Origin of the sequence: Nonomuraea sp. NPDC049028 (genome assembly GCF_043197735.1) — a bacterium.
Classification (GTDB): domain Bacteria; phylum Actinomycetota; class Actinomycetes; order Streptosporangiales; family Streptosporangiaceae; genus Nonomuraea.
In genome coordinates this window covers 791,529-812,444 of sequence record NZ_JBICTR010000002.1, presented here as the reverse complement: position 1 = coordinate 812,444, position 20,916 = coordinate 791,529, and the positions used below count along the sequence as shown (strand labels likewise).

The window sequence follows — 20,916 nt, the reverse complement described above, 5'->3', positions numbered from 1 at the left end:
ACGGTCAGTGTGGCCGCCAGCCGGCGGGGCCACGACGTCCGTTTCGCGGGTTGCTGTAAACGATTCCAGTAGGCTTCCGGCAGGTCTAACTCGCTCGGTTGATCCATTTCGACCTCTCCCGGTCTATGGGGGGTTACTGGGCGACTAGGTCTATGGGGGATTACTGGGCGGCTAGTTGAGAGATTTGCTCGGCGTTGAGCACACCGTCATAGGTGCGGACGTCGTCCACGGTTCCCGGCCAGTAGCCGGCGAAGACGCCCGCGGTCTTGGCCCGGCCGAGCTGCAGCGGGCCGGTGGCGTTCCACGCGCTTACGTGGTCGGTGATGGTGCTGGTCGACAGGCGGCCGTTGACGTAGACGCGCAGCTCGCCCTGGAGCGGGTCATAGACCCCGGCCACATGGGTCCACTCCATCGGCGCGGGTACGGCGTCGGACCGCGTGCGCACCAGCGCGGCGGTGTCGGTGTCGGCGGCGGCCATGCCGAGCACCCACCGCCCCTGCTCCTTGTCGAAGCCGAGCTGGAAACCGCTGGCCCGGGTGCCGGATTGGGAGACGGCGGCGGCGTCGCGGGTCGGCAGGTAGTCGAGCTGCGTCCAGACCGCGACGGTGAACCCGGCCTTGGTGTTGACGGCGGGCGCGCCGGCCTGCGCGTGGCCGTTGACTCCATCGAGCGCCAGGCCGCCGTCCAGCCAGCCCTCACCCCAGGTCGCGGCGCCGGCCAGTGTCGCGGCCGTGCCCTTGCCGGAGGAGTCGGCGGCGGTGGTGCCGGACTCCTCGTCCAGCTTCCAGTGCCCGACCAGCGTCGCGGCGCTGTTCACCAGGTCGGCGACCTCGTCGGCGAACATGGCTCGCCCATAGACGCGGACCTCGTCGAGGTCGCCGGGCCAGAATTCGGCCGCCGCCCCGTTGACCGTCCCCCTGCCGATGGCCAGCGCCCCGGTCGCGTCCCATGGCTGGGTGAAGGGGACCGTCGACTCCAGCCGTCCGTTGACGTACAGGGACAGCTCCCTGGCCGCCGCGTCGTACACGCCGGTGAGATGGGTCCACTCGCCGAGCCTCGGCGCCGCCGCCGACAGCGCGCGCACGCTCTGCGCCCCGTCGGCGTCCGCGACGGTACGGCTCAGCGCCCAGCGGTCGTCGGCCTTGGAGTACTGCAGCGCGAAGCCACCGGCCCGCGTACCGCCCTGGCTGACCGCTGTCGCGTTGGCGTTCGCGCTGGTCAGCCGGGCCCAGGCGGTGACGGTGAAGTTGCCCTGGGTGGACACGGCGGGGCCGTTGGTCTGCGCCTGGCCGCTCACTCCGTCCAGCCGCAGGCCCAGTCCGGTCCTGCCGGTCGTCCAGGTGGCCTGGCCGGACAGGGTGGCGTGGTGGGCGTTCGTACGGTCGGCGGCCACAGTGCCCTGGCCCTCGTCGAGTGCCCAGTGGCCGTCGGGGCCGGTGCCCGCGTTGACGTTGAACAGGTAGGTGCGGATCGGGCCCTGCTGTCCGGCGCGGTCCTTGCTGCGTACCGACAGCACGTTGGGGCCGTCATGCCGCGGGGTCAGCTGGATCGTCGCCGTGCCGTCCGCCTGGCCGGCCGCGACCTCCGTCTTCGGCGTGGTGTCGAGCCCGTAGACGTAGGTGGCGACGTCGGAGACGCCGTTGGGGGTGAAGGTGAAGGAGCCGGCCCGGCCGACGCCGTCGTTCCAGCCGCCCTCGGGGTACTGCGACGACGTCACGCCCGGCTCCTTGCCGGGAGCGGAGGCGTCGACCGTGGCCTCGCACCAGGGGCCCCAGGCGCTGTTGGCCTTGCCGTCCTCGGCGCGGACCCGCCAGCGGATCACCGAACCGTCGGCGTAGGCGCCCGCGGGAACCTGCGCGTAGAAGGCGCTGCCCGTGCTCTGCAGCCCGGTGACGTACTCGCTGACCTTCACACCGGCCGCGGTCCACCACTCGAACCGGCCCTTGACCGAGTTGTCGACGTCACGCAGCTTGGCCCACAGCTTCGGCGTCGTGCCGCCGATGACCGGCCGCGCGTCCCCGGAGACGCAGGCGCCTCCCGGGTCCGACCACATGTCGGCCGCGACGGGCACGGACGGCAGCGAGTTGTACTCGATCACCAGGCTCGGGTTGTTCTTGAACTTCTTCCAGCCGTAGTTGTCGCCCTCGTCCGTCGCCCTGAGCCCGATGGTGATGTTGGGCCAGCTCTTGGCGGCGGCGTCCACGACCTGGCTGGTGACATTGAACTCCACGCCGCCGGGCAGGCAGGACGATCCCCAGCCCTTCGCCACGTTCTGGGTGTCGAGGAGCTTGACCCACGTCGGCTGCTTGTTCCAGGTGGTGGCCTTGCTGATGGAGTTGGTGGACCAGGCTTCGACCGGCCGCTTGGTGCACGAGTAGGACCACGTCTCGTACGTCCGCAGCGTCCCCTTGATGATCTGCTTGCCGTGGATGGTCGAGCCGGTGTTCATCTGGAAGAACGACCTGTTGGTCTGCCCGGGGACGTGTCCCGCCCTGGCGACGTCGTTGGCGTTCAGGAAGTTGGAGGTGGGGTTGTTGCTCCAGACGGAGGTCCACGCGCCCCGGGCCGCCGAGAAGAACGGGTCCAGGTAGATGGGATAGCGGGTCGCCGGGTCCTCGATCATGCCGCGATGCGGCTTGAGCAGCAGCTTCTTGCCCACGAGCCGCAGGCCCATCACCTCGTGCCGGGCGTCGGCGGGTGAGCCTTCGCCGGCGGCCAGCGTGCGCGCGGCCGAGGATCCGGAGGAGTCCCACATCATCGGCGGCGAGGCGGTGAAGATCGTGCCGCCGTTCGCGTCGTTGGCCTCGAGGTTGCCGCCTTCGGTGGACTTCATCGACAGGCCGGCGGTCGAGATCGGGAAGCTCAGCTCGGTCAGGGCCTTGTTCTCGGCCGCCGCCCGCGACTTGACCACCAGGAGATGCGAGAAGCCGTCGACGTCCGCCTTCACCTGGAGATCCACGCCCGGCAGCACTTCGGCGTAGGTCGCGGTGTCACCGCTCAGCGTCGGCTTGGGCAGCTGCCCCGGCCAATTGAGTTCCATTGCCTTGGCGCCGCGGGCCATCCGGGCGAGCGGCGCGCCGCCCCCGCCGGAGAAGCGGAGATCCACCGAGGTGGCGACCGGGGCGATCGACCCGTCCGGCTGAAACCGGAGTGCCGCGTCCGCGGCCACCCAGCCGCCTGCCTTGCGGACGCGTACCGGCCGCGCGTACTGCTCCAGGAGGAGGGTGCCGCCCGGCTGGGCGAAGACCTGGCGCGTCTCGGTGCGCATCGACTCCACCTCGACCGGCCGGCCGTCCCGGCGGGCCAGGGCGAGAGCGGATTTCTCCGCCGGGGTCCCCGCGTTCGTGCTCTGTTCTCGGAGAACGGTGTCCGTGCTCTTCTGTCGCGCGCTGGCGACGGCATCCAGATGATCAAGGGGCCCTGCAACTACCGCCCCTGCCAACATCACCACGACCAGACCACGAACTACGCGCATCCACCCTCGCCGCTGCCGAGCCGGAGACGCCACGCAGGTCAGGCCCGCCCGGCGACGCCGCGATCTTCAATTGACGATCGGATTGTCACCCGCGATAGAGGATTCGTCTAGATCTTTCGGCGGATTTCATCAAGAACTACACGATGTCCGAAAATAATCGCCAACTCAGGCGTCGACGGGCAGCGGGGCCGCGGCCGGGTTCACCCGGCTGACGATCTGATCCAGCACGATGCGTACGTAAGGCTCGCCCACCCACAGGTGCTTGGCCCCGTCGACCCCGATGACCTCGGCCTGCGGCACCCGCGCGAAGCGCCGCCTGGCCTCCTCGGGCCGCAGGTAGTCGTCGAACTCCGGCACCAGCGCCACCAGCGGCCGGCCGAATTCGGCCCACGCGTCCAGGTCCTCGTCCGTGGCCCGGTGCAGCGGCGGCGAGAGGAGGATGGCGCCCTCCACGAGCGGGTCGCGGGCCCATTTCAGCGTCAGCTCGGTGCCGAACGACCAGCCGACCGCCCACACGTGCGGCAGGTCGTGGTATTCGGCGTACTCCAGCGCCGCCGCCACATCGAACCGCTCCCCCTCCCCTCCGTCGAAGGTGCCGGAGGAGGTGCCACGCTCGGAGGAGGTGCCGCGCGTGTTGAAGCGGAGCACGGCCAGGTCGGCCAGGGCGGGCAGGCGGTTGGCCGCCTTCTTGAAGACGTGGCTGTCCATGAACCCGCCGTGGGTGGGCAGCGGATGGAAGGTGACGAGTGTCGCCACGGGGGGCCGGTCGAGGGGCAGGGCCAGCTCCCCGACCAGGGTCTGGCCGTCGGCCGTGTGCAACTCGATCGGCTCTCGCCGGGCGGGCAGCACCGTCGCCGCGCGAATCTCCAAGGTCGGTCCCTTCAGTGTGATCTTGCCCCTTGGGGGGCGGGGGCTGGGGGCGGGGGCGGGGCCGCTCAGTAGCGACTGCGGCCAGGGCCGCGATCCAGTCTCTTTCGCCAGCAGGCCGGATGCCAATGGCGACGCTCGTCGTCGCCGCCGCTCCAGCTCGGCCAGGCCACCAGGTGCGGCTGGCCGCCGCGGATCTCCTGGTCGCAGCCGGGGCAACGGTAGTCCTTGGCCGAGGAGGAGCCGGTGAGCATGCGGACTTTCCACTCGCCGTCCGGCCATTCCTCCACCCGCTCCATGCCCCCGGGCAGGCCGAGCGGGCGCGACGACTCCCTGCGGCGGGCGCGGCGCGGGCTCATGGCTCCGCCCGTACGAATGGCTCCGCCCGTACGAATGGCTCCGCCCGAACGGACATCTCGCCGGCCCCCGCGCCCCTTGGGCCGGGGGCGACCACTCCCACCATCGCGAACGCCATGCGTCCAGTTTTCCAGAGCCGGTAGGGTTGGCCGTCATGCGGCTGGTCATCGCGCGATGCAGCGTGGATTACATCGGACGGCTCACGGCTCACCTGCCGATGGCGCCGAGGCTCATTCTCATCAAGGCGGACGGCAGCGTGTCCATCCACGCCGACGACCGGGCTTTCAAGCCGCTCAACTGGATGAACCCGCCGTGCAAGCTCAAGGAGGACGGCCAGACCTGGACCGTCACCCACGGCAAGTCCGGCGAGAAGCTGGTCCTGACGATGGACGAGGTCCTCCACGACTCCAGCCACGAGCTCGGCGTCGACCCCGGTCTGATCAAGGACGGCGTCGAGGCGCACCTTCAGGAGTTGCTCGCCGAGCACATCACGACGCTGGGCCCCGGCTACACGCTGGTCCGCCGCGAGTACATGACGGCGATCGGCCCGGTCGACATCCTGTGCCGCGACGCGGTCGGCGCGACGGTGGCGGTCGAGATCAAGCGCCGCGGCGAGATCGACGGCGTCGAGCAGCTGACCCGCTATCTGGAGCTGCTCAACCGCGACCCGCTGCTGACCCCGGTCCGCGGCGTCTTCGCCGCCCAGGAGATCAAGCCCCAGGCCCGCGTGCTGGCCACCGACCGGGGTATCCACTGCGTCACGCTCGACTACGACGCGCTGCGCGGGATCGAACCGGAGAACCCCACGCTCTTCTGATACACACCACGTTCCTGTGTTGACATGTCACGACTAGACATTCTAGTTTTGACCTATCAAGATTGGAGCGTGATATGACGACGCCCTTCTACCTGAGCGGCAACCTCGCCCCCGTCTCCGACGAGACCGAGGCCCACGACCTCCCCGTCTCCGGCGCCCTGCCCACCGAGTTGACCGGGCGATATTTCCGTAACGGACCCAATCCAAAGCCGGGCTTCGACCCCGGCCACTGGTTCGGCGGAGCGGGGATGCTGCATGGCGTACGGATCGTCCGGGGCCGGGCGGAGTGGTATCGAAACCGGTGGGTTCGCACCAAGAAGTTCACCGACGACGCGCCCTTCATCGGCGAGCGCGGCGTCGACCTGGCCGCCGTCACGGCCAACACCTCCGTGATCAGGCACGCCGACCGGATCTTCGCGCTCGTCGAGAACGGCCTGCCGTACGAGATGACGCCGGAGCTGGCCACGGTCGGCCCGTGCGACTTCGGCGGGCGGCTGACCACGGCCATGACCGCGCATCCCAAGGAGGACCCGGCCACCGGCGAGCTGCACTTCTTCGGCTACGGCTACGCCCCGCCGTACGTCACCTACCACCGCCTGTCGGCGGGCGGCGAGCTGGTGGAGAGCCGGGAGATCGAGGTGCCGAAGTCGACGATGATGCACGACTTCGCCGTCACCGAGCACTACCTGGTCTGGCTCGACCTGCCCTTCGTGTTCGAGGCCGGGCGCGCGGGCGGCATGCCGTACGCCTGGGAGGACGGATACGGCGCCCGGATCGGCGTGACGCCCAGGCAGGGCGGCCCGACCCAGTGGTTCGAGGTCGACCCGTGCTACGTCTTCCACGTCGGCAACGCGTGGGAGGACGCGGACGGCCGGATCGTGCTCAACGGCGCCCGCTACTCGCGGGAGTCCTTCACCCGGGTCTGGGCCCGCATCGGCAACACCGGGGACCCGGCCAGGCACGCGGCCACGATCGGCGGCGCGACACTGCACCAGTGGACGCTCGACCCGGCGTCCGGCCTGGTCAAGGAGGAGGCGCTCGACGACCGGGGCATCGAGTTCCCCACGTTCGCCGACGACCTGCTGGGCCGCCCCAGCCGCTACCTGTACACGGTGGGCGAGAACTCTAACTCCATCGTCAAGTACGACCACCAGACCGACACCGCTCAGGTCAGGATGACCGGCGACGACACGGGCGAGGCGGTGTTCGTGGCGGCCGAGGGGGCGCGGGCCGAGGACGAGGGCTGGCTGCTGTCGGTGGTCACCACGGGCGGCAGCTCCGAGCTGCTGGTGCTCGACGCGAGCGACCTTTCGGACGTGGCGTCGATCCGGCTGCCCCAGCGCGTCCCGGCCGGCTTCCACGGGACGTGGCTGGCGGAGGGCTGAGCCATGGACCTCGCACTCGTCGCGGACCCGGCCGTCATCGAGCTGGCCGGTGAGGTGCTGGCCAGGGCGTTCCACGATGACCCGGTGGTCAGGTGGCTGCTGCCGGACGATCCGGGCACGGCGCTGATGTTCACCACGCTCGCCCGCTACAGCCACGCGATCACCGAGGCCGCCTACGACGCCGAGGGCGCGATGGCGGGGGCCGCGCTCTGGGATCCGCCGGGTCACCAGCCGGACGAGGCCGGCCTCCCCGGCTTCGTCGAGGCCATGGGCGAGCGGGTGTCGCACGGCATGGTGCTGGAGGAGACGTTCGCCGCGCACCGGCCCGCCGAGCCGCACTGGTACCTGGCGCAGATCGGCACGCTGCCCGAAGTGCGGGGCCGCGGCGTGGGCGGGGCGCTGCTGCGAACCGGTCTGGCCCGATGCACCGGGCTGCCCGTCTACCTGGAGTGCAGCAAGGAGTCCAACGTGTCGCTCTACGAGAAGTACGGATTCCACGTCACCGAAGAGTTCCGGCTCCCCGACGGGCCACTCGTGTGGGGCATGTGGCGGGCGGCGTCCTGAGCTGGTAAGTGACGGCTTACCGGTCTAGGGTGACGCCATGACCACGCTGACGTTCGACTCACTGAACCCGGCTACCGGCGAGGTCGTCGGAAGTCACCCCAAGCAGTCCGCCGAGGGCGTACGCGATGCCGTCGGCCGGGCCGAGCAGGCCGCGACCTGGTGGGCCGGGCTGGCTCCCGCCGAGCGCAGGCGCCGCCTGCTCGACTACAAGGCCGTGCTCACCCAGCACCTCAGGGAGCTGGCCGGGCTCGTGCACGAGGAGACGGGCAAGCCGGTCGGCGACGCCACGCTGGAGATGGTGCTGGCGATCACGCACCTCGACTGGGCGGCCCGCAACGCGGCCAAGGTTTTGGGGCGGCGCCGCGTCTCGACCGGGGTGATCGGCCTCAACCTGGCCGCCACGCTCGAATACCTGCCGCTGGGCGTGGTCGGTGTGATCGGGCCGTGGAACTATCCGGTCTTCACGCCGATGGGCTCGATCGCGTACGCGCTCGCGGCCGGCAACGCGGTCGTCTTCAAGCCGAGCGAGCTCACCCCCGGCGTCGGGGTACGTCTGGCGGAGCTGTTCGCCGAGTCGGTGCCGGAGCAGCCGGTGTTCCAGACCGTGACCGGGCTCGGGGAGACGGGCGCGCTGCTGGCGAAGGACCCGCGGGTCAAGAAGGTGGCGTTCACCGGCTCGACCGCCACGGCCAAGCGGGTCATGGCGGCCTGCGCCGAGAACCTGACGCCGATCGTGACCGAGTGCGGCGGCAAGGACGCGTTCATCGTCGACGCCGACGCCGACCTGAAGGCCGCCGCCGACGCCTGTCTGTGGGGGGCGATGTCCAACGCCGGGCAGACGTGCGTGGGTGTCGAGCGGGTGTACGTCGTGGACGCGGTCTATGAAACTTTCATGCGCGAGCTGTCGGACCGGGTCGCCACGGTCAAAGCCGGCGAGGACTACGGGCCGATCACCATGCCGGGCCAGCTGGACATCATCCGGCGCCACATCGACGACGCCACCAAGTCTGGAAAAGTCGTGACAGGTGGCCCCGGCTCGGTGCGGGCGCCGTACGTCGACCCGGTGATCGTCGAGGACGTGCCGGAGGACTCCCCCGCGGTGCGCGAGGAGACGTTCGGCCCGACGATCACCGTACGGCGCACCCGCGACGCGCGGGAGGCGCTGGAGCTGGCCAACGCCTCCGCATATGGGCTGGCCGGCACGGTCTTCTCCGGCAACGCGCGCCGGGCGACGGAGCTGGCCCGGCTGATGCGTACCGGGATGACGGCCGTCAACTCGGTCATCTCGTTCGCCGGAGTGCCCGCGCTGCCGTTCGGCGGAATCGGCGATTCCGGCTTCGGGCGCATCCACGGGGCCGACGGGTTGCGGGAGTTCGCCAGGCCCAAAGCGATCAGCCGTCAACGCTTCGCGATGCCCGGCATGAACCTGACTTCGTTCAGCAGAGCCCCCGCTGAGCTTGAGCGGCTGATCAGGCTTGTCACGTTCTTGCACGGCCGACGTAAGAGATAAAGTATATGCTCTTTCCCAAAACGGATCATCCGTCCATAATTGTGTGCTCTGGGGGCCACGATCATGTTGGACGGGTGGAATGTGAACCGGTCTTACCGGGGAATGTCGGCTGAGCAAAGGCTGGCGGACAGACGCGAGCGGCTGATGACAGCCGCCTACACGCTATACGCGAAGCCAGGTTTCGTGGCTACGACCATCGAAAGGCTGTGCTCGGAGGCCCGGATCTCGAACCGCGCCTTCTACGAATGTTTCGGCGGCCGTGAGGAACTTCTTCAGGCGCTGCACGAGCGGTGCGCGGAGGAAACCCTCGCCGTTGTGGCCAAGGCGTTACAAGAGGCGCCTGCGACCCTGGACGACAGGATGCAGGCCGGGATTCGCGCGTATATCGAGTTCTCCACGGCCGACTGGCGTCGCGCCCGCATCATGCACCTTGAGGTACGCAGGTCGGGCGACATTCTGACCGCTTCCCGGCAGCGGGCCGTCGACTCCTTCGCCCGCCTTGTCGAGGAGGCGGCGGCGGAATTCCCTCTGGGCGCCGAACCGAATCGACGCCTGGTGGCGCTCGGGGTTATTGGAGCGCTACAAGAGCTGCTCATCGAATGGCTGCTGTCGGAGGAGCCGCCGTCCATCGACGAACTGGTCGGTGTGGCCGTACACATCTTCGGCAGATCCCTCGGTTCGCCGTGAGGCGCTGATTACGGTTCGTGTTTATCTGGCGATCTGGTAAGGAGATAATCACCAAGCTAAAGGGTGATATCTGAGTTCCAGAAACTACTACCGCGTGTGGGAGTATGGCCGCGGAAAAGAGGGCGAGCAGCGGCTGATCGCTGCTCGCCCCTATATATCGCGACATCCCGGCGCACTCCCGAGCACCCGCCGGGCGCCGCTTCAGGCCACCGCGGCTGCCTGAATCTCTACCCGCAGGACCCGATTCAGCCGGGTCACCGCCAAGACCCGCATGATCCGCGGTGGCACCCCCCGAAGAACGAGGTGGCGTTGCACGCTGAGCGCGCGCCGATGCGTGCCCACGAGCACTCCGAGACCGGTGGCGTCGATCATCTCCAGCTTGGAGAGGTCGAGGATCAGATCGCCCTCGCCGGAGTCGACCGCGTCGTGCAGACGTTCCCGCACCCCCGCCGACGTGCCCGCGTCGAGCCGCGCTCCGATCCGCACCACCTGGGCCTTGGGATTGCCCCGGACGCGCATGCCACCTCCTCAGTCACGCCGCACACCTCACGCGGCGTATTCATACCCTTCCGCAGGGCGTCCGCCGAGGTGAACCCGGCACCGTCCCCCTACCCACGCAGCGGAAGTGACACAACCGCCCGCAGAAGGAACTCTCCATCGCCTGTGGGACGGGCCGTCACCTTGCCGCCGATGTCCGCCAGCCGCTCCCCCATGCCCGTCAGGCCACTGCCCAGGTCGGACACCTGATGGCGGACCACTCCGTCGTTGCGCACGCTCAGCTCCGCCTCCTCCTCGGTGAAGCGGAGGGTGATCTCGCAGAAAGAGGCCGTACTGTGCTTGAGCACGTTCGTCGCCGCCTCGCGGACCGCGTAGGCGAACACGGGCGCCACGCCGCCGGGCGGCTCGCGGTAGGGCAGCAGCAGCTCGCAGCGGACGCCGGCCGCTTCGAGTACGCCTTTCACGCTATTCAGCTCAGCGCTCAGGTCAAGTTCGCGATAGCCGCGCACCGCCTGGCGCAGCTCCCGCAGCGCCGTCCTGGTCAGGGTGTTCACCGCCACCATCTCCGCCTTCGCGGCGACGGCGTCGGCGGCCGACAGCCGTACGGCCAGCTCGGTCTTGACCGCGATGGCCGAGAGCTGGTGCCCCACGAGATCGTGCAGGTCCCTGGCGAAGCGCAGCCGCTCCTCCGCGACCGCCAGCCGGGTGTGCGCCTCCCTGCCCTCGTGAGCCTGTACGGCGAGCGTGTAGATCCACGCCCAGAACCGGTTGGACGGCGGCAGCAGGGCGCACATGATCGCGTAGACGAGTCCCAGGGCGAGGACCGCCCCATCGTCGTACGGAACGAGGATCGACACGAGGGGCTGTCCCATGAGGAGGGTGACGACGCCCAGCCCGGTGCCAACCGCGGCCGTACCCACTGCCAGGCCCACAGCCGCCCACACGCGGATATTGATCAGCGCCACGGACACCCAGGCCAGCAGCCCGAAGCCCCATCCGAACGGGTCGGCGCCCCCCAACACCGCGGCGAGGACGGCGAGAGCGCCGGCCGCCACCACCTCTCTCGTGAGGTAGCGGCGCTCCAGGACGGCGCGGGTGATGCGCAGGAAGAGCCAGGTGAAGACGATCAAGGCGATCATCGCGGGCACGATGCGCAGCCAGGAGAGCGTGCCGGTGGCGAGGCCGCCGAGGGTCGCCAGGGCGATGCCGACCCACGTCATCACGATCATGGAGTTCAGCACGCACAGGGAGATGCGCCGCGCCCGCCTGATCGCATCCATCTATTTCGCGTCCACCTGTTTCGGGTCCATCTATTTCGCGCGCAGCACGTCGCCGAGCTTGACCCTGGCCCCGGTCCGCAGCACCGCCCGCTCGTACACCTTCGCGCCGAAGGACAGCACCCCCGCCACGGCGAGCACCATCAGCACCGTGGACAGCCCGATCTCCCAGAGCGGCACGTCGGCGGCGGCCATCCGCACCGGCATGACCATCGAGGAGAACGGCGGCACGAGCGAGGCGACCCTGGCCAGCGTCCCGGTGGGGTCGGTGGTGGCGTAGAAGGCACCGAAATAGGTCACCATGATCAGCATGGTCAGGGGAGACATCACGTTGCTCACCTCCTCCTGCCGGGAGACCAGTGAGCTGAGCGCGGCCGCGAGCGTGGCGAAGAAGGCGTAGCCGAGTACGAACCAGAGCAGCACTCCTGCCACGATCCCCGGCAGGCCGGGCGGGAAATCCACCGCGATGCCCGAGACGAGCGAGGCCGACACCCCGACCACCAGAATCGTGACGAGGTTGATCAGGCCGAGCGCGCCCAAGCCGATGATCTTGCCGGCGAGCAGCTGCCACGGCCGGACCGAGGTGAGCAGGATCTCCACGATCCGGCTGCCCTTCTCCTCCACCACTCCCATGGCGACCATCATGACCTGTCCGATGATCAGCATGAAGAGCACGAGGACGAGCACCACGGCGATCCCGGTCCTGGCGGCCTGGTAGCGGGTGTCGGCACCCACGGACACCATCTGGAGCGGCGGGATCGACACGCCTGCGGCGCCCAGCTTGAGCTCCCGGTTGGTGCTCTGCAGCAGCACGCCCAGCTCGGACTCGATCTCGCCGTCGGTGAGCACCTTGGCGTTGTTCACCAGCGCCACGTCCACATCGCCGTCGAGCACCGCCTTCTTGGCCGCCGCCTCGTCGGGGAACGTGCGCCACTCGAACTCCGCCTCCGGCAGGGCCGCCTTGAGCGGCAGTTGCTGGGAGTTCACAGTGCCGATCTTGTACGAATCAGGGCGGTCCAGGACCTTCGGCGCGAACGCCACCGCGCCCACCAGTACGGCGGTGATGAGCAGTCCGATGACGAAGGCCTTCGTCCGGATATGGGTGGTGATCTCGCGCCTCGCCACCAGCATCACGCTGTTCACGCCACGGCCTCCTTGAAGATCTCGGTCAGGGTCGGCTGTTCGGCGCCGAAGTGCTCGACCTGCCCGGCCTTCATGGCGCGGCGCAGGATCTCCTGGCCATCCCCGTCGGTGGTGAGCAGCACATGCCGATCGCCGGTGACGGTGACGGTGCCCGGCAGGCCGTCGGCCCACCCGGGCGCCGGGTCGCGCACCACGACGCGGAGCGTACGGCCCTCCGCCGCCCGCAGATCGCCGACCGTACCGCTGGCCACCATCCGGCCCGCTGCCACGATGCCGACCGAGTCGCACAGCCGCTCCACCAGCTCCAGCTGATGGCTCGAGAAGATCACCGGTACGCCCCCGCGACACCGCTCCTGCAACACCGTGGCCAGCGCGTCCACCGCGATCGGGTCGAGCCCGGAGAACGGCTCGTCGAGCACCAGCACCTCGGGATCGTGCACCAGCGCCACCGCGAGCTGCACGCGCTGCTGGTTGCCCAGCGACAGCGCCTCGACCGCGTCACCCCGGCGCTCGGTCAGGCCCAGCCGCTCCAGCAGGTCGTCGGCCGCCGTCCTGGCCGCCGCGGCGTCCATACCGTGCAACCGGCCGAAGTACTCGACCTGCTCGGCGACCCGCATCTTCTGGTACAGCCCCCGCTCCTCGGGCATGTAGCCGAACCGCCGCCGGTCGTTGTACTCCAGCGGCCGGCCCTGCCAGCCGACCGAGCCTTCATCAGGCTGCAGCACACCCATGACGATCCGCATGGTGGTCGTCTTGCCGGCGCCGTTCGCGCCGACGAACCCGAACATCTCGCCCGCCCGTACGGCGAAGCTGATCCCGTCGAGGGCCACCTTGCCCTCCGGCGCGTCCGGCCCACCGGCGAAGCGCTTACGCAGCTCGCTGATCTCGAGCATCAGATCCTCTCCTTAGTCATGCAAGCCATCGTCTCGGGCGGCGCCGCACGCTGGTAGTCGTGCAAATCACCGACGCCGTATGCGCCCCGCGTCCGTTCCGGGTGACTTTTGTCATTACGCTGACCTCATGACGCGTGCCGACAAGGACAAGCCGGTCGTCCTCTCCCGGATCTACACCCGCACCGGAGACGACGGCACGACCACGCTGAGCGACATGAGCCGCACCGCCAAGACCGACCTCCGCCTGGCGGCCTACGCGGACGTGGAGGAGGCGAACGCCCATCTGGGCCTGGCCATGTCGCACGGCACGCTGCCGATGGAGCTGACGGCGGTGCTGATCCGCGTCCAGAACGAACTCTTCGACGTGGGCGCCGACCTGGCGACGCCGGTCACGGACAATCCGGAGTTCCCGCCGCTGAGGGTCGAGCAGTCCTACATCGACTGGCTGGAGGCGCGGTGCGATGAGTTCAACGAGCAGCTCAAGCCACTGCGCAGCTTCATCCTCCCCGGCGGCGACCCGTCGATAGCCGGGCTGCACGTGGCAAGGGTCACCGTCCGGCGCGCGGAACGTACGACGTGGGCGGCGCTGGAAGCGCACGAGGACATGAACCCGCTGACGGCCAGATACCTCAACCGCCTGTCAGACCTGCTGTTCATCCTGTGCAGAGTCGCCCACGCGGGCGGCGAGATCCTCTGGAAGCCAGGCGGCACCCGCTAACTCCCTTTAGGGACCTCAGCCCCCACGGGCCGCGTTCTTCTGCTCCCCCGAAGGGGGTATCCCTCCCAAGGGACCTCAACCACCACGGACCGTCACAAAGACCGAAACGGTCGCGTGACGAACCCCACCGGAGCCTAGGCGACGTCCAGATAAGCGCTCGGCGGCGCGGACTCAAGCCAGGCGAGAAACCCGGTCAGCGCGTCCGCACTCATCGCCAGCGAGATGTCCCGCGTGGTGCCAGAGCAGTCCACCGCGAAGAACCCACTGTCCAACTCCCGCCGCGAGGAAACGACGAGGCCCCGCCTCGCGATAGCGTGGCGGGGCCTGAGTCGCAGACCTATGAGCGGGATCCAATGGAGCTCCCCGTCGGCGTAGCGGGCTACCCCGCGCTGCCAGCCGTGGTCTCCCACGCGCAGGCGGCAGGGCACACTCCCCCGGGAGCGGGCCACCAGGAGCCCGCGCAACACCACCAGGACGGCGACCAGCAGCACACAGATGAGAACCGTCGCTACCAAGCCGCCCCCTTGCATCAAACCCGCTTCAAAAAACTAGACCTCAAGGATCTAGACCTCAAAGGATCTAGACCTCTTCGCCGGCCGCACGCAGCCGGGCCTTGGCACGCTTGGCCTCGACGGCCGCGTCGGCGTCCGCCTGGTCGGCCTCGATCGAGGCCTGCGCCCGTTCGAGAGCGTCACGGGCCGCCGCGATGTCGACCTCCGAGCCGAGCTCGGCGACCTCGGCGAGCACGGACACCTCGTCGTCGGCCACGGAGATGAATCCGCCGTGGACCGCCGCGACCAGGTCGCCCTTGCCCTCCCGCTTCACGCGCAGCACGCCGCCCTCGACGAGGACGCCGAGCACAGGTGCGTGTTGCGGCATAATACCGATCTCGCCGTCCACGGTCTTGGCAATCACCATGTCGGCCTCGCCCGACCAGATCTCACGCTCGGGCGAGACAACGCCTACTCGTAGCTTCGCCACGTAGGCTCCTTTCCGGACAGGAGTGGGGGTACGGCTCGCGCCATACCCCCACCACGGGCGATCAGCGCTCGAGTTCCTTGGCCTTGGCGATGGCCTGGTCGATGCCGCCCACCATGAAGAACGCCTGCTCGGGCAGGTGGTCGTACTCGCCGGCGCACAGGCCCTTGAAGGAGCGGATGGTCTCCTCCAGCGGCACGTTCTCGCCGGGCTGGCCGGTGAACGCCTCGGCGGCGTACATCGGGTGCGACAGGAACCGCTCGATACGGCGGGCCCGCTGGACGGTCACCTTGTCCTCTTCCGACAGTTCGTCGATACCGAGGATGGCGATGATGTCCTGGAGCTCGCGGTACTTCTGCAGGATCCGCTTGGTCTCCTGGGCCACCGCGTAGTGCTCCTCGCCCACGATCTGCGGGTCGAGGATGCGGGAGTTGGAGTCGAGCGGGTCCACCGCGGGGTAGATGCCCTTCTCCGAGATCGGCCGGGAGAGCACGGTCTGCGCGTCGAGGTGCGCGAACGCGTTGTGCGGGGCCGGGTCGGTGATGTCGTCGGCGGGCACGTAGATCGCCTGCATGGAGGTGATCGAGTGACCACGCGTCGAGGTGATGCGCTCCTGGAGCACACCCATCTCGTCGGCCAGCGTGGGCTGGTAACCCACGGCCGACGGCATACGGCCGAGGAGCGTGGACACCTCGGAGCCGGCCTGCGTGAAGCGGAAGATGTTGTCGATGAAGAGCAGCACGTCCTGCTTCTGCACGTCGCGGAAGTACTCCGCCATCGTCAGCGCCGACAGGGCGACCCGCAGACGGGTGCCCGGCGGCTCGTCCATCTGACCGAAGACGAGCGCGGTGTCCTTGAGGACGTCCGCCTCTTCCATCTCCAGCCAGAGGTCGTTGCCCTCACGGGTGCGCTCGCCGACGCCGGCGAACACCGAGGTGCCACCGAAGTTGCGGGCGACCCGGCGGATCATCTCCTGGATGAGGACGGTCTTGCCCACACCCGCGCCGCCGAACAGGCCGATCTTGCCACCCTGTACGTACGGCGTGAGCAGGTCGATGACCTTGATGCCCGTGACGAGCAGCTCGGTGCGCGACTCGAGCTGGTCGAACGGCGGCGACGGCCGGTGGATGCCCCACTTCTCGTTGATCTTGAGAGAAGCGGTCGGCACGTCCAGCGACTCGCCGAGCGTGTTCCACACGTGACCCTTGACGACGTCGCCGACGGGCACCGAGATCGGCAGGCCGGTGTCCGTGACGGCCGCACCCCGGACCACACCGTCGGTGGGCTGCATGGAGATGGCCCGGACGATGTTGTCACCGAGGTGCTGGGCGACCTCGAGGGTCAGCAGCTTGGTGTCCTCACCGAGGGTTACGTCGATGGTCAGCGCATTGTAGATGTCGGGCATCGCCTCGACGGGGAACTCCACGTCGACGACGGGCCCTGTGACCCGAGCCACGCGGCCGACACCGGCCGCGGGGGTCTCAACGGTCTCAACAGCCTCTGCAGTCATTTCACTCTTTCCCCGCTGCGGCGTCAGCGAGCGCGTTGGCGCCACCGACGATCTCGCTGATTTCCTGGGTGATCTCCGCCTGACGAGCCTGGTTCATCTGCATGGTGAACACGCGGATCAGCTCGTTGGCGTTGTCCGTGGCGGACTTCATCGCGCGGCGACGCGCGGCCTCCTCTGAAGCCGCCGACTCCAGCAGCGCCGTGAAGATGCGGGACTCCACGTAACGCGGCAGCAGCGACTCGAGTACGTCGGCCGCGGTGGGCTCGAACTCGAAGTAGGGCGGGATCGCGTCGCTCTCGCTCGCCTCGGTCTCCTCGACCTCCAGCGGCAGGATGCGCTTGACCACGACGTTCTGCGTGAGCATCGAGACGAACTCGGTCGAGACGATGTGGATCTCGTCGATCCCGTTCTCGTCCTTGAACGACTCGATCAGCAGCTCGGCGATCTCCTTGGCGTCGCTGTAGGCGGGCTTCCTGGAGAAGCCGACCCACTGCCCGCCCATCGTCCGGTTGCGGAAGGAGTGCCAGGTGACACCCTTACGGCCGGTGACGAACGGGATGACCTCCAGGCCGCGGGTCTTCAGCAGTCCGCGCAGGGCCTCGGCCTCGCGCAGGACGTTGGCGTTGAAGCCGCCGCAGAACCCACTGTCGCTGGTGACGACGAGCACGCCCGCCTTGGTGGGATTGTCCTTCGCCACGGTCAGCGGATGGTCGACGCTCGCCGCGTTGCTGACGACACCGGTGACGGCGCGAGTGATCTCACGCTCGTACGGCAGCGCCGCCTGCATCCGCATCTGCGCCTTCACGATCCGCGAAGAGGCGATGAGCTCCTGAGCGCGGGTGATCTTGGCGGTCGACTTGACCGACTTGATCCGCCGCCGCAGCAGCCTTAGCTGGGCACCCATGGGCTACTTCTTCTCCGCCGAGCGGACGACCTTGCGAATCTTCTCCTGGCCGACCTCGCCCTCTTCGAGCGGTGCGACCGGCTCGTCCTTGACCAGGAGCTCGCCGGAGAAGGTGGTGAAGGACTTCTTGAACTCCGTGATGGCGTCCTTGAGCACGGTCACCGTGTCGTCCAGCAGATCGTTGGTCTCACGGATGCTGTCGAAGACACCCTTGTGCTTGCTCTGCAGGTAGTCCAGGAACTCCGACTCGAAGCGGCGGATGTCCTCGACCGGCACCTCGTCGAGCTCACCGGTGGTGCCGGCCCAGACCGACACGACCTCGCGCTCGACCGAGAACGGCGAGTACTGGGCCTGCTTGAGCAGCTCGGTCAGGCGCTGACCGCGCTCCAGCTGAGCCTTGGACGCCGCGTCGAGGTCGGACGCGAAGGCCGCGAAGGCCTCCAGGTCGCGATACTGCGACAGCGACAGACGCAGCGTGCCCGCGACCTTCCGCATCGCCTTGATCTGCGCCGAGCCACCGACTCGCGAGACCGAGATACCGACGTTGATGGCGGGGCGGATACCGGCGTTGAAGTAGTCGGTCTCCAGGAAGCACTGCCCGTCGGTGATGGAGATGACGTTGGTCGGGATGAACGCCGAGACGTCGTTACCCTTGGTCTCGATGATCGGCAGACCGGTCATCGACCCCGCGCCCATGTCGTTGGAGAGCTTGGCGCAGCGCTCCAGCAGGCGGGAGTGGAGGTAGAAGACGTCGCCCGGGAAGGCCTCACGGCCCGGCGGACGGCGCAGCAGCAGCGAGACCGCGCGGTAGGCGTCGGCCTGCTTGGTCAGGTCGTCGAAGACGATGAGAACGTGCTTGCCCTGGTACATCCAGTGCTGCCCGATGGCGGAACCGGTGTAGGGCGAAATGTACTTGTAGCCCGCGGGGTCGGACGCCGGGGCGGCGACGATCGTGGTGTACTCGAGCGCGCCCGCCTCCTCGAGGCGAGCCCGCACCTGGGCGATCGTCGAGCCCTTCTGGCCGACCGCGACGTAGACGCAGCGCACCTGCTTGTCCGGGTCACCGGACGCCCAGTTCTCGCGCTGGTTGATGATGGTGTCCACGGCGATCGCGGTCTTGCCGGTGCCACGGTCACCGATGATCAGCTGACGCTGGCCACGGCCGATCGGCGTCATGGCGTCGATCGCCTTGATGCCGGTCTGCAGCGGCTGCTTCACCGGCTGCCGCTGGACGACCGAGGGGGCCTGGAGTTCGAGGGCGCGCAGGCCCTCGGACTCGATGGCGCCCTTGCCGTCGAGCGGGTTGCCGAGGGGGTCGACCACGCGGCCGAGGAAGCCATCGCCGACGGGCACGGACAGGACCTCGCCCGTCCGGCGGACCGTCTGGCCCTCCTCGATGCTGCTGAAGTCGCCCAGGACCACGACACCGATCTCGCGGGTGTCGAGGTTGAGTGCCAGGCCGCGCGTGCCGTCCTCGAACTCGAGCAGCTCGTTCGCCATCGCCGAGGGAAGGCCGGAGACATGGGCGATGCCGTCGCCACAGTCGACGACGGTCCCGATCTCCTCGCGCGCGGCGCCTTCCGGTTCGTACGCCTGGACGAAGCGCTCAAGCGCGTCCCGGATCTCGTCCGGCCGGATCGTAAGCTCCGCCATCTCTTCTCTGTCTCCTCTATCGCCCTAGCCGGCCAACCGGCGGCGGACTTCTTCGATTCGTCCCACAATGGTGGTGTCGATGATCTCGTCGCCGATGCGGACCGAGAAACCACCGAGCACTCGGGGATCCACTTCGACGTTGACGTGCACGTCGCGACCGTAAGAGGTGCGCAGCCACGCCGTGAGACGCTGCTTCTGCTCCCCGGTCAGCTCGACCGCGGTGCGCACCGTCGCGACGAGGCGCTGGCGCTGCTGCGCCACCAGCCGGCTGAACTCCTCCAGGCCTGCCTCCAGGCTACGCCCACGAGGATGCACGACCACCTGCGTGATCAGACGCAGGCTGGTGGGGGCGGCACGGCCACCGAGCAGGTCCTGCAGCAGCTGCCGCTTGCCCTCCTCGGGAGCGGCCGCGTCGGTGAGGGCCAGGCGGAGCTCGAGGTTGGCGGCGACGATCCGGCCGAAGCGGAAGAGCTCGTCCTCCACGTCGTCCAGCTTGCCCTGCGCCTCGGCCTCCGCGGCCGCGGCGACGACGCCGAGCCGTTCGAGCACGTCGGCCACGTCTCCGGCGCGCGACCACTTGACCTCGACCGCGGCCTCGGCCGTGGCGAGCGCGGCCGCGCTGACCTTGCCATCGAGCAGATTCCGGATGACCTGCGCCTTCTGAGCACCGGGCCGGGCCGGGTCCGACAGGGCCCGGCGCAGTCCGTGCTCACGGTCCAGCAGGTCCGCGATCGCGTTGAGGTCCTCGGCCAGCCGGCCCAGGTCCGCCGAGCCCGCCACAGCGTTGAACCGCTCCTCGACCACGGCGAGCGAGTCTTTGCTGAGGCCCCTCATCTGGTCGCTCACCGCACCGCCTGCGCGTCCGAGCGCTCCAGCTCGTCGAGGAACCGGTCGATGACGCGGCTCTGCCGGGCCTCGTCCTCCAGGGACTCACCAACGATGCGGCCGGCCAGGTCGGTCGACAGCCGGCCGATCTCGGTACGGAGCTGGGCGAAGGCCGCCTGCCGGTCCGCCTCGATCTGGGCGTGCGCCGCCTCGACGAGACGGCGGGCCTCGGCCTGCGCCTCCTCGCGGAGCTCTGCCCGGATCTCCGCGGCCTGCTCGCGAGCCTCCTCACGGAGACGAGCCGCTTCCTGCCTGGCCTCGGCCAGCTGTTCGCGGTACTGCTTCTGCAGGTTCAGGGCCTCGGCCTGAGCGTCTTCCGCTCTCTTTATGCCGCCTTCGATAGCTTCGGTCCGCTCGGCCAGCGTCTTCTGGATACGCGGGACGAGCAGCTTACCGACTACAAAAAGGACGACGAAGAACGAGAAGATACCGACGACGAGCTCGAATGTGTGCGGGATGAGGGGGTTGGACCCCTCCTCCGCGGCCAGGAGCGTAGCTGCCTTGATCATGGATGCAGCCTTTCGTCAGAAGGGGTGATCAGGAGGCGCCGATGTTCTGGAAGATGAACGGCGCGACCAGACCGAGCAGGGCCAGGGCCTCGGTGAGGACGAAGCCGAGGAGCATGTTCTGGCGGATCAGGCCGTAGGCCTCGGGCTGACGCGCGATGGCCTGCACGCCCTGACCGAAGATGATGCCGACGCCGATGCCGGGGCCGATGGCGGCAAGACCGTAACCGATGGCGGTGACGTTGCCGGAGACCTCAGCGAGAACGCTCATTGCTGTATTCCTTTACTG

Annotated in this window: 21 protein-coding genes; 6 read left to right on the top strand and 15 right to left on the bottom strand. The window is 68.8% G+C overall.

What is annotated here, in order from left to right; translation table 11 throughout:
• Positions 1–160 precede the first annotated feature (160 nt).
• From ACGFJ2_RS09860 to ACGFJ2_RS09850, 3 genes are all read right to left on the bottom strand, one after another.
• A complete protein-coding gene (locus ACGFJ2_RS09860; RefSeq protein ID WP_393466631.1) occupies positions 161–3,268 on the bottom strand; it encodes a LamG-like jellyroll fold domain-containing protein in 3,108 nt (1,035 codons plus the stop codon).
• A gap of 372 nt (positions 3,269–3,640) precedes the next feature.
• A complete protein-coding gene (locus ACGFJ2_RS09855; protein WP_357942699.1) occupies positions 3,641–4,345 on the bottom strand; it encodes an alpha/beta fold hydrolase in 705 nt (234 codons plus the stop codon).
• Between the two features lie 65 nt (positions 4,346–4,410).
• Positions 4,411–4,701: an ATP/GTP-binding protein gene (locus ACGFJ2_RS09850; protein ID WP_393466628.1), complete on the bottom strand. Its 291-nt coding sequence runs from the start codon at positions 4,699–4,701 to the stop codon at positions 4,411–4,413.
• Positions 4,702–4,853: 152 nt separating this feature from the next.
• Between ACGFJ2_RS09850 and nucS the strand changes: the two genes are divergently transcribed.
• From nucS to ACGFJ2_RS09825, 5 genes are all read left to right on the top strand, one after another.
• Positions 4,854–5,516, top strand: coding sequence for an endonuclease NucS (nucS, locus tag ACGFJ2_RS09845; RefSeq protein ID WP_357942695.1), 663 nt, complete (start codon positions 4,854–4,856; stop codon positions 5,514–5,516).
• A gap of 74 nt (positions 5,517–5,590) precedes the next feature.
• Positions 5,591–6,901, top strand: coding sequence for a carotenoid oxygenase family protein (locus tag ACGFJ2_RS09840; RefSeq protein ID WP_393466625.1), 1,311 nt, complete (start codon positions 5,591–5,593; stop codon positions 6,899–6,901).
• Positions 6,902–6,904: 3 nt separating this feature from the next.
• Positions 6,905–7,465 (top strand): GNAT family N-acetyltransferase, encoded by a 561-nt coding sequence (locus ACGFJ2_RS09835; protein ID WP_393466623.1) that lies wholly within the window; start codon positions 6,905–6,907, stop codon positions 7,463–7,465.
• A 37-nt stretch (positions 7,466–7,502) separates the two neighbouring features.
• On the top strand, positions 7,503–8,975 hold the full coding sequence (locus ACGFJ2_RS09830; protein WP_393466620.1) for an aldehyde dehydrogenase family protein: 1,473 nt from the start codon (positions 7,503–7,505) through the stop codon (positions 8,973–8,975).
• 63 nt (positions 8,976–9,038) lie between these two features.
• Complete coding sequence (locus tag ACGFJ2_RS09825) at positions 9,039–9,662, top strand: TetR/AcrR family transcriptional regulator (RefSeq protein ID WP_357942688.1); 624 nt, start codon at positions 9,039–9,041, stop codon at positions 9,660–9,662.
• A 201-nt stretch (positions 9,663–9,863) separates the two neighbouring features.
• Here the strand turns inward: ACGFJ2_RS09825 and ACGFJ2_RS09820 are convergent, their stop codons facing one another.
• The 4 genes from ACGFJ2_RS09820 to ACGFJ2_RS09805 all read right to left on the bottom strand — a co-directional run bounded on the left by ACGFJ2_RS09820 (position 9,864) and on the right by ACGFJ2_RS09805 (position 13,473).
• Complete coding sequence (locus ACGFJ2_RS09820) at positions 9,864–10,181, bottom strand: STAS domain-containing protein (RefSeq protein WP_357942686.1); 318 nt, start codon at positions 10,179–10,181, stop codon at positions 9,864–9,866.
• Between the two features lie 89 nt (positions 10,182–10,270).
• Positions 10,271–11,440, bottom strand: coding sequence for a histidine kinase (locus ACGFJ2_RS09815; protein ID WP_357942684.1), 1,170 nt, complete (start codon positions 11,438–11,440; stop codon positions 10,271–10,273).
• 30 nt (positions 11,441–11,470) lie between these two features.
• Positions 11,471–12,580, bottom strand: a complete 1,110-nt coding sequence (locus tag ACGFJ2_RS09810) for an ABC transporter permease (RefSeq protein WP_393466616.1) — start codon at positions 12,578–12,580, stop codon at positions 11,471–11,473.
• Positions 12,577–13,473, bottom strand: coding sequence for an ABC transporter ATP-binding protein (locus ACGFJ2_RS09805; protein WP_393466613.1), 897 nt, complete (start codon positions 13,471–13,473; stop codon positions 12,577–12,579). Before ACGFJ2_RS09805 ends, ACGFJ2_RS09810 begins: the two co-directional genes overlap by 4 nt.
• Before the next feature lie 127 nt (positions 13,474–13,600).
• Between ACGFJ2_RS09805 and ACGFJ2_RS09800 the strand changes: the two genes are divergently transcribed.
• A complete protein-coding gene (locus ACGFJ2_RS09800; RefSeq protein ID WP_393466610.1) occupies positions 13,601–14,191 on the top strand; it encodes a cob(I)yrinic acid a,c-diamide adenosyltransferase in 591 nt (196 codons plus the stop codon).
• 134 nt (positions 14,192–14,325) lie between these two features.
• Here the strand turns inward: ACGFJ2_RS09800 and ACGFJ2_RS09795 are convergent, their stop codons facing one another.
• The 8 genes from ACGFJ2_RS09795 to atpE form a co-directional block, all read right to left on the bottom strand.
• Positions 14,326–14,706, bottom strand: coding sequence for a DUF2550 domain-containing protein (locus ACGFJ2_RS09795; protein ID WP_357942676.1), 381 nt, complete (start codon positions 14,704–14,706; stop codon positions 14,326–14,328).
• A gap of 64 nt (positions 14,707–14,770) precedes the next feature.
• Positions 14,771–15,172 (bottom strand): F0F1 ATP synthase subunit epsilon, encoded by a 402-nt coding sequence (locus ACGFJ2_RS09790; RefSeq protein WP_225290371.1) that lies wholly within the window; start codon positions 15,170–15,172, stop codon positions 14,771–14,773.
• Positions 15,173–15,233: 61 nt separating this feature from the next.
• The gene (atpD, locus tag ACGFJ2_RS09785; RefSeq protein ID WP_357942674.1) at positions 15,234–16,679 is read right to left on the bottom strand and encodes a F0F1 ATP synthase subunit beta; all 1,446 of its coding nucleotides are present in this window, start codon (positions 16,677–16,679) and stop codon (positions 15,234–15,236) included.
• Between the two features lies 1 nt (position 16,680).
• On the bottom strand, positions 16,681–17,583 hold the full coding sequence (locus tag ACGFJ2_RS09780; RefSeq protein WP_357942672.1) for a F0F1 ATP synthase subunit gamma: 903 nt from the start codon (positions 17,581–17,583) through the stop codon (positions 16,681–16,683).
• Positions 17,584–17,586: 3 nt separating this feature from the next.
• Positions 17,587–19,236 carry a F0F1 ATP synthase subunit alpha gene (gene atpA / locus ACGFJ2_RS09775; protein WP_357942670.1) on the bottom strand — a complete coding sequence of 550 codons (1,650 nt, stop codon included), beginning with the start codon at positions 19,234–19,236 and terminating at the stop codon, positions 17,587–17,589.
• Positions 19,237–19,260: 24 nt separating this feature from the next.
• Positions 19,261–20,082, bottom strand: a complete 822-nt coding sequence (locus tag ACGFJ2_RS09770) for a F0F1 ATP synthase subunit delta (RefSeq protein WP_393466603.1) — start codon at positions 20,080–20,082, stop codon at positions 19,261–19,263.
• The gene (locus ACGFJ2_RS09765) at positions 20,079–20,630 is read right to left on the bottom strand and encodes a F0F1 ATP synthase subunit B (protein WP_393466600.1); all 552 of its coding nucleotides are present in this window, start codon (positions 20,628–20,630) and stop codon (positions 20,079–20,081) included. The genes ACGFJ2_RS09770 and ACGFJ2_RS09765 overlap by 4 nt, the downstream gene beginning before the upstream one ends.
• Before the next feature lie 28 nt (positions 20,631–20,658).
• Positions 20,659–20,898: an ATP synthase F0 subunit C gene (atpE, locus tag ACGFJ2_RS09760; RefSeq protein ID WP_357942664.1), complete on the bottom strand. Its 240-nt coding sequence runs from the start codon at positions 20,896–20,898 to the stop codon at positions 20,659–20,661.
• Between the last annotated feature and the right edge of the window lie 18 nt (positions 20,899–20,916).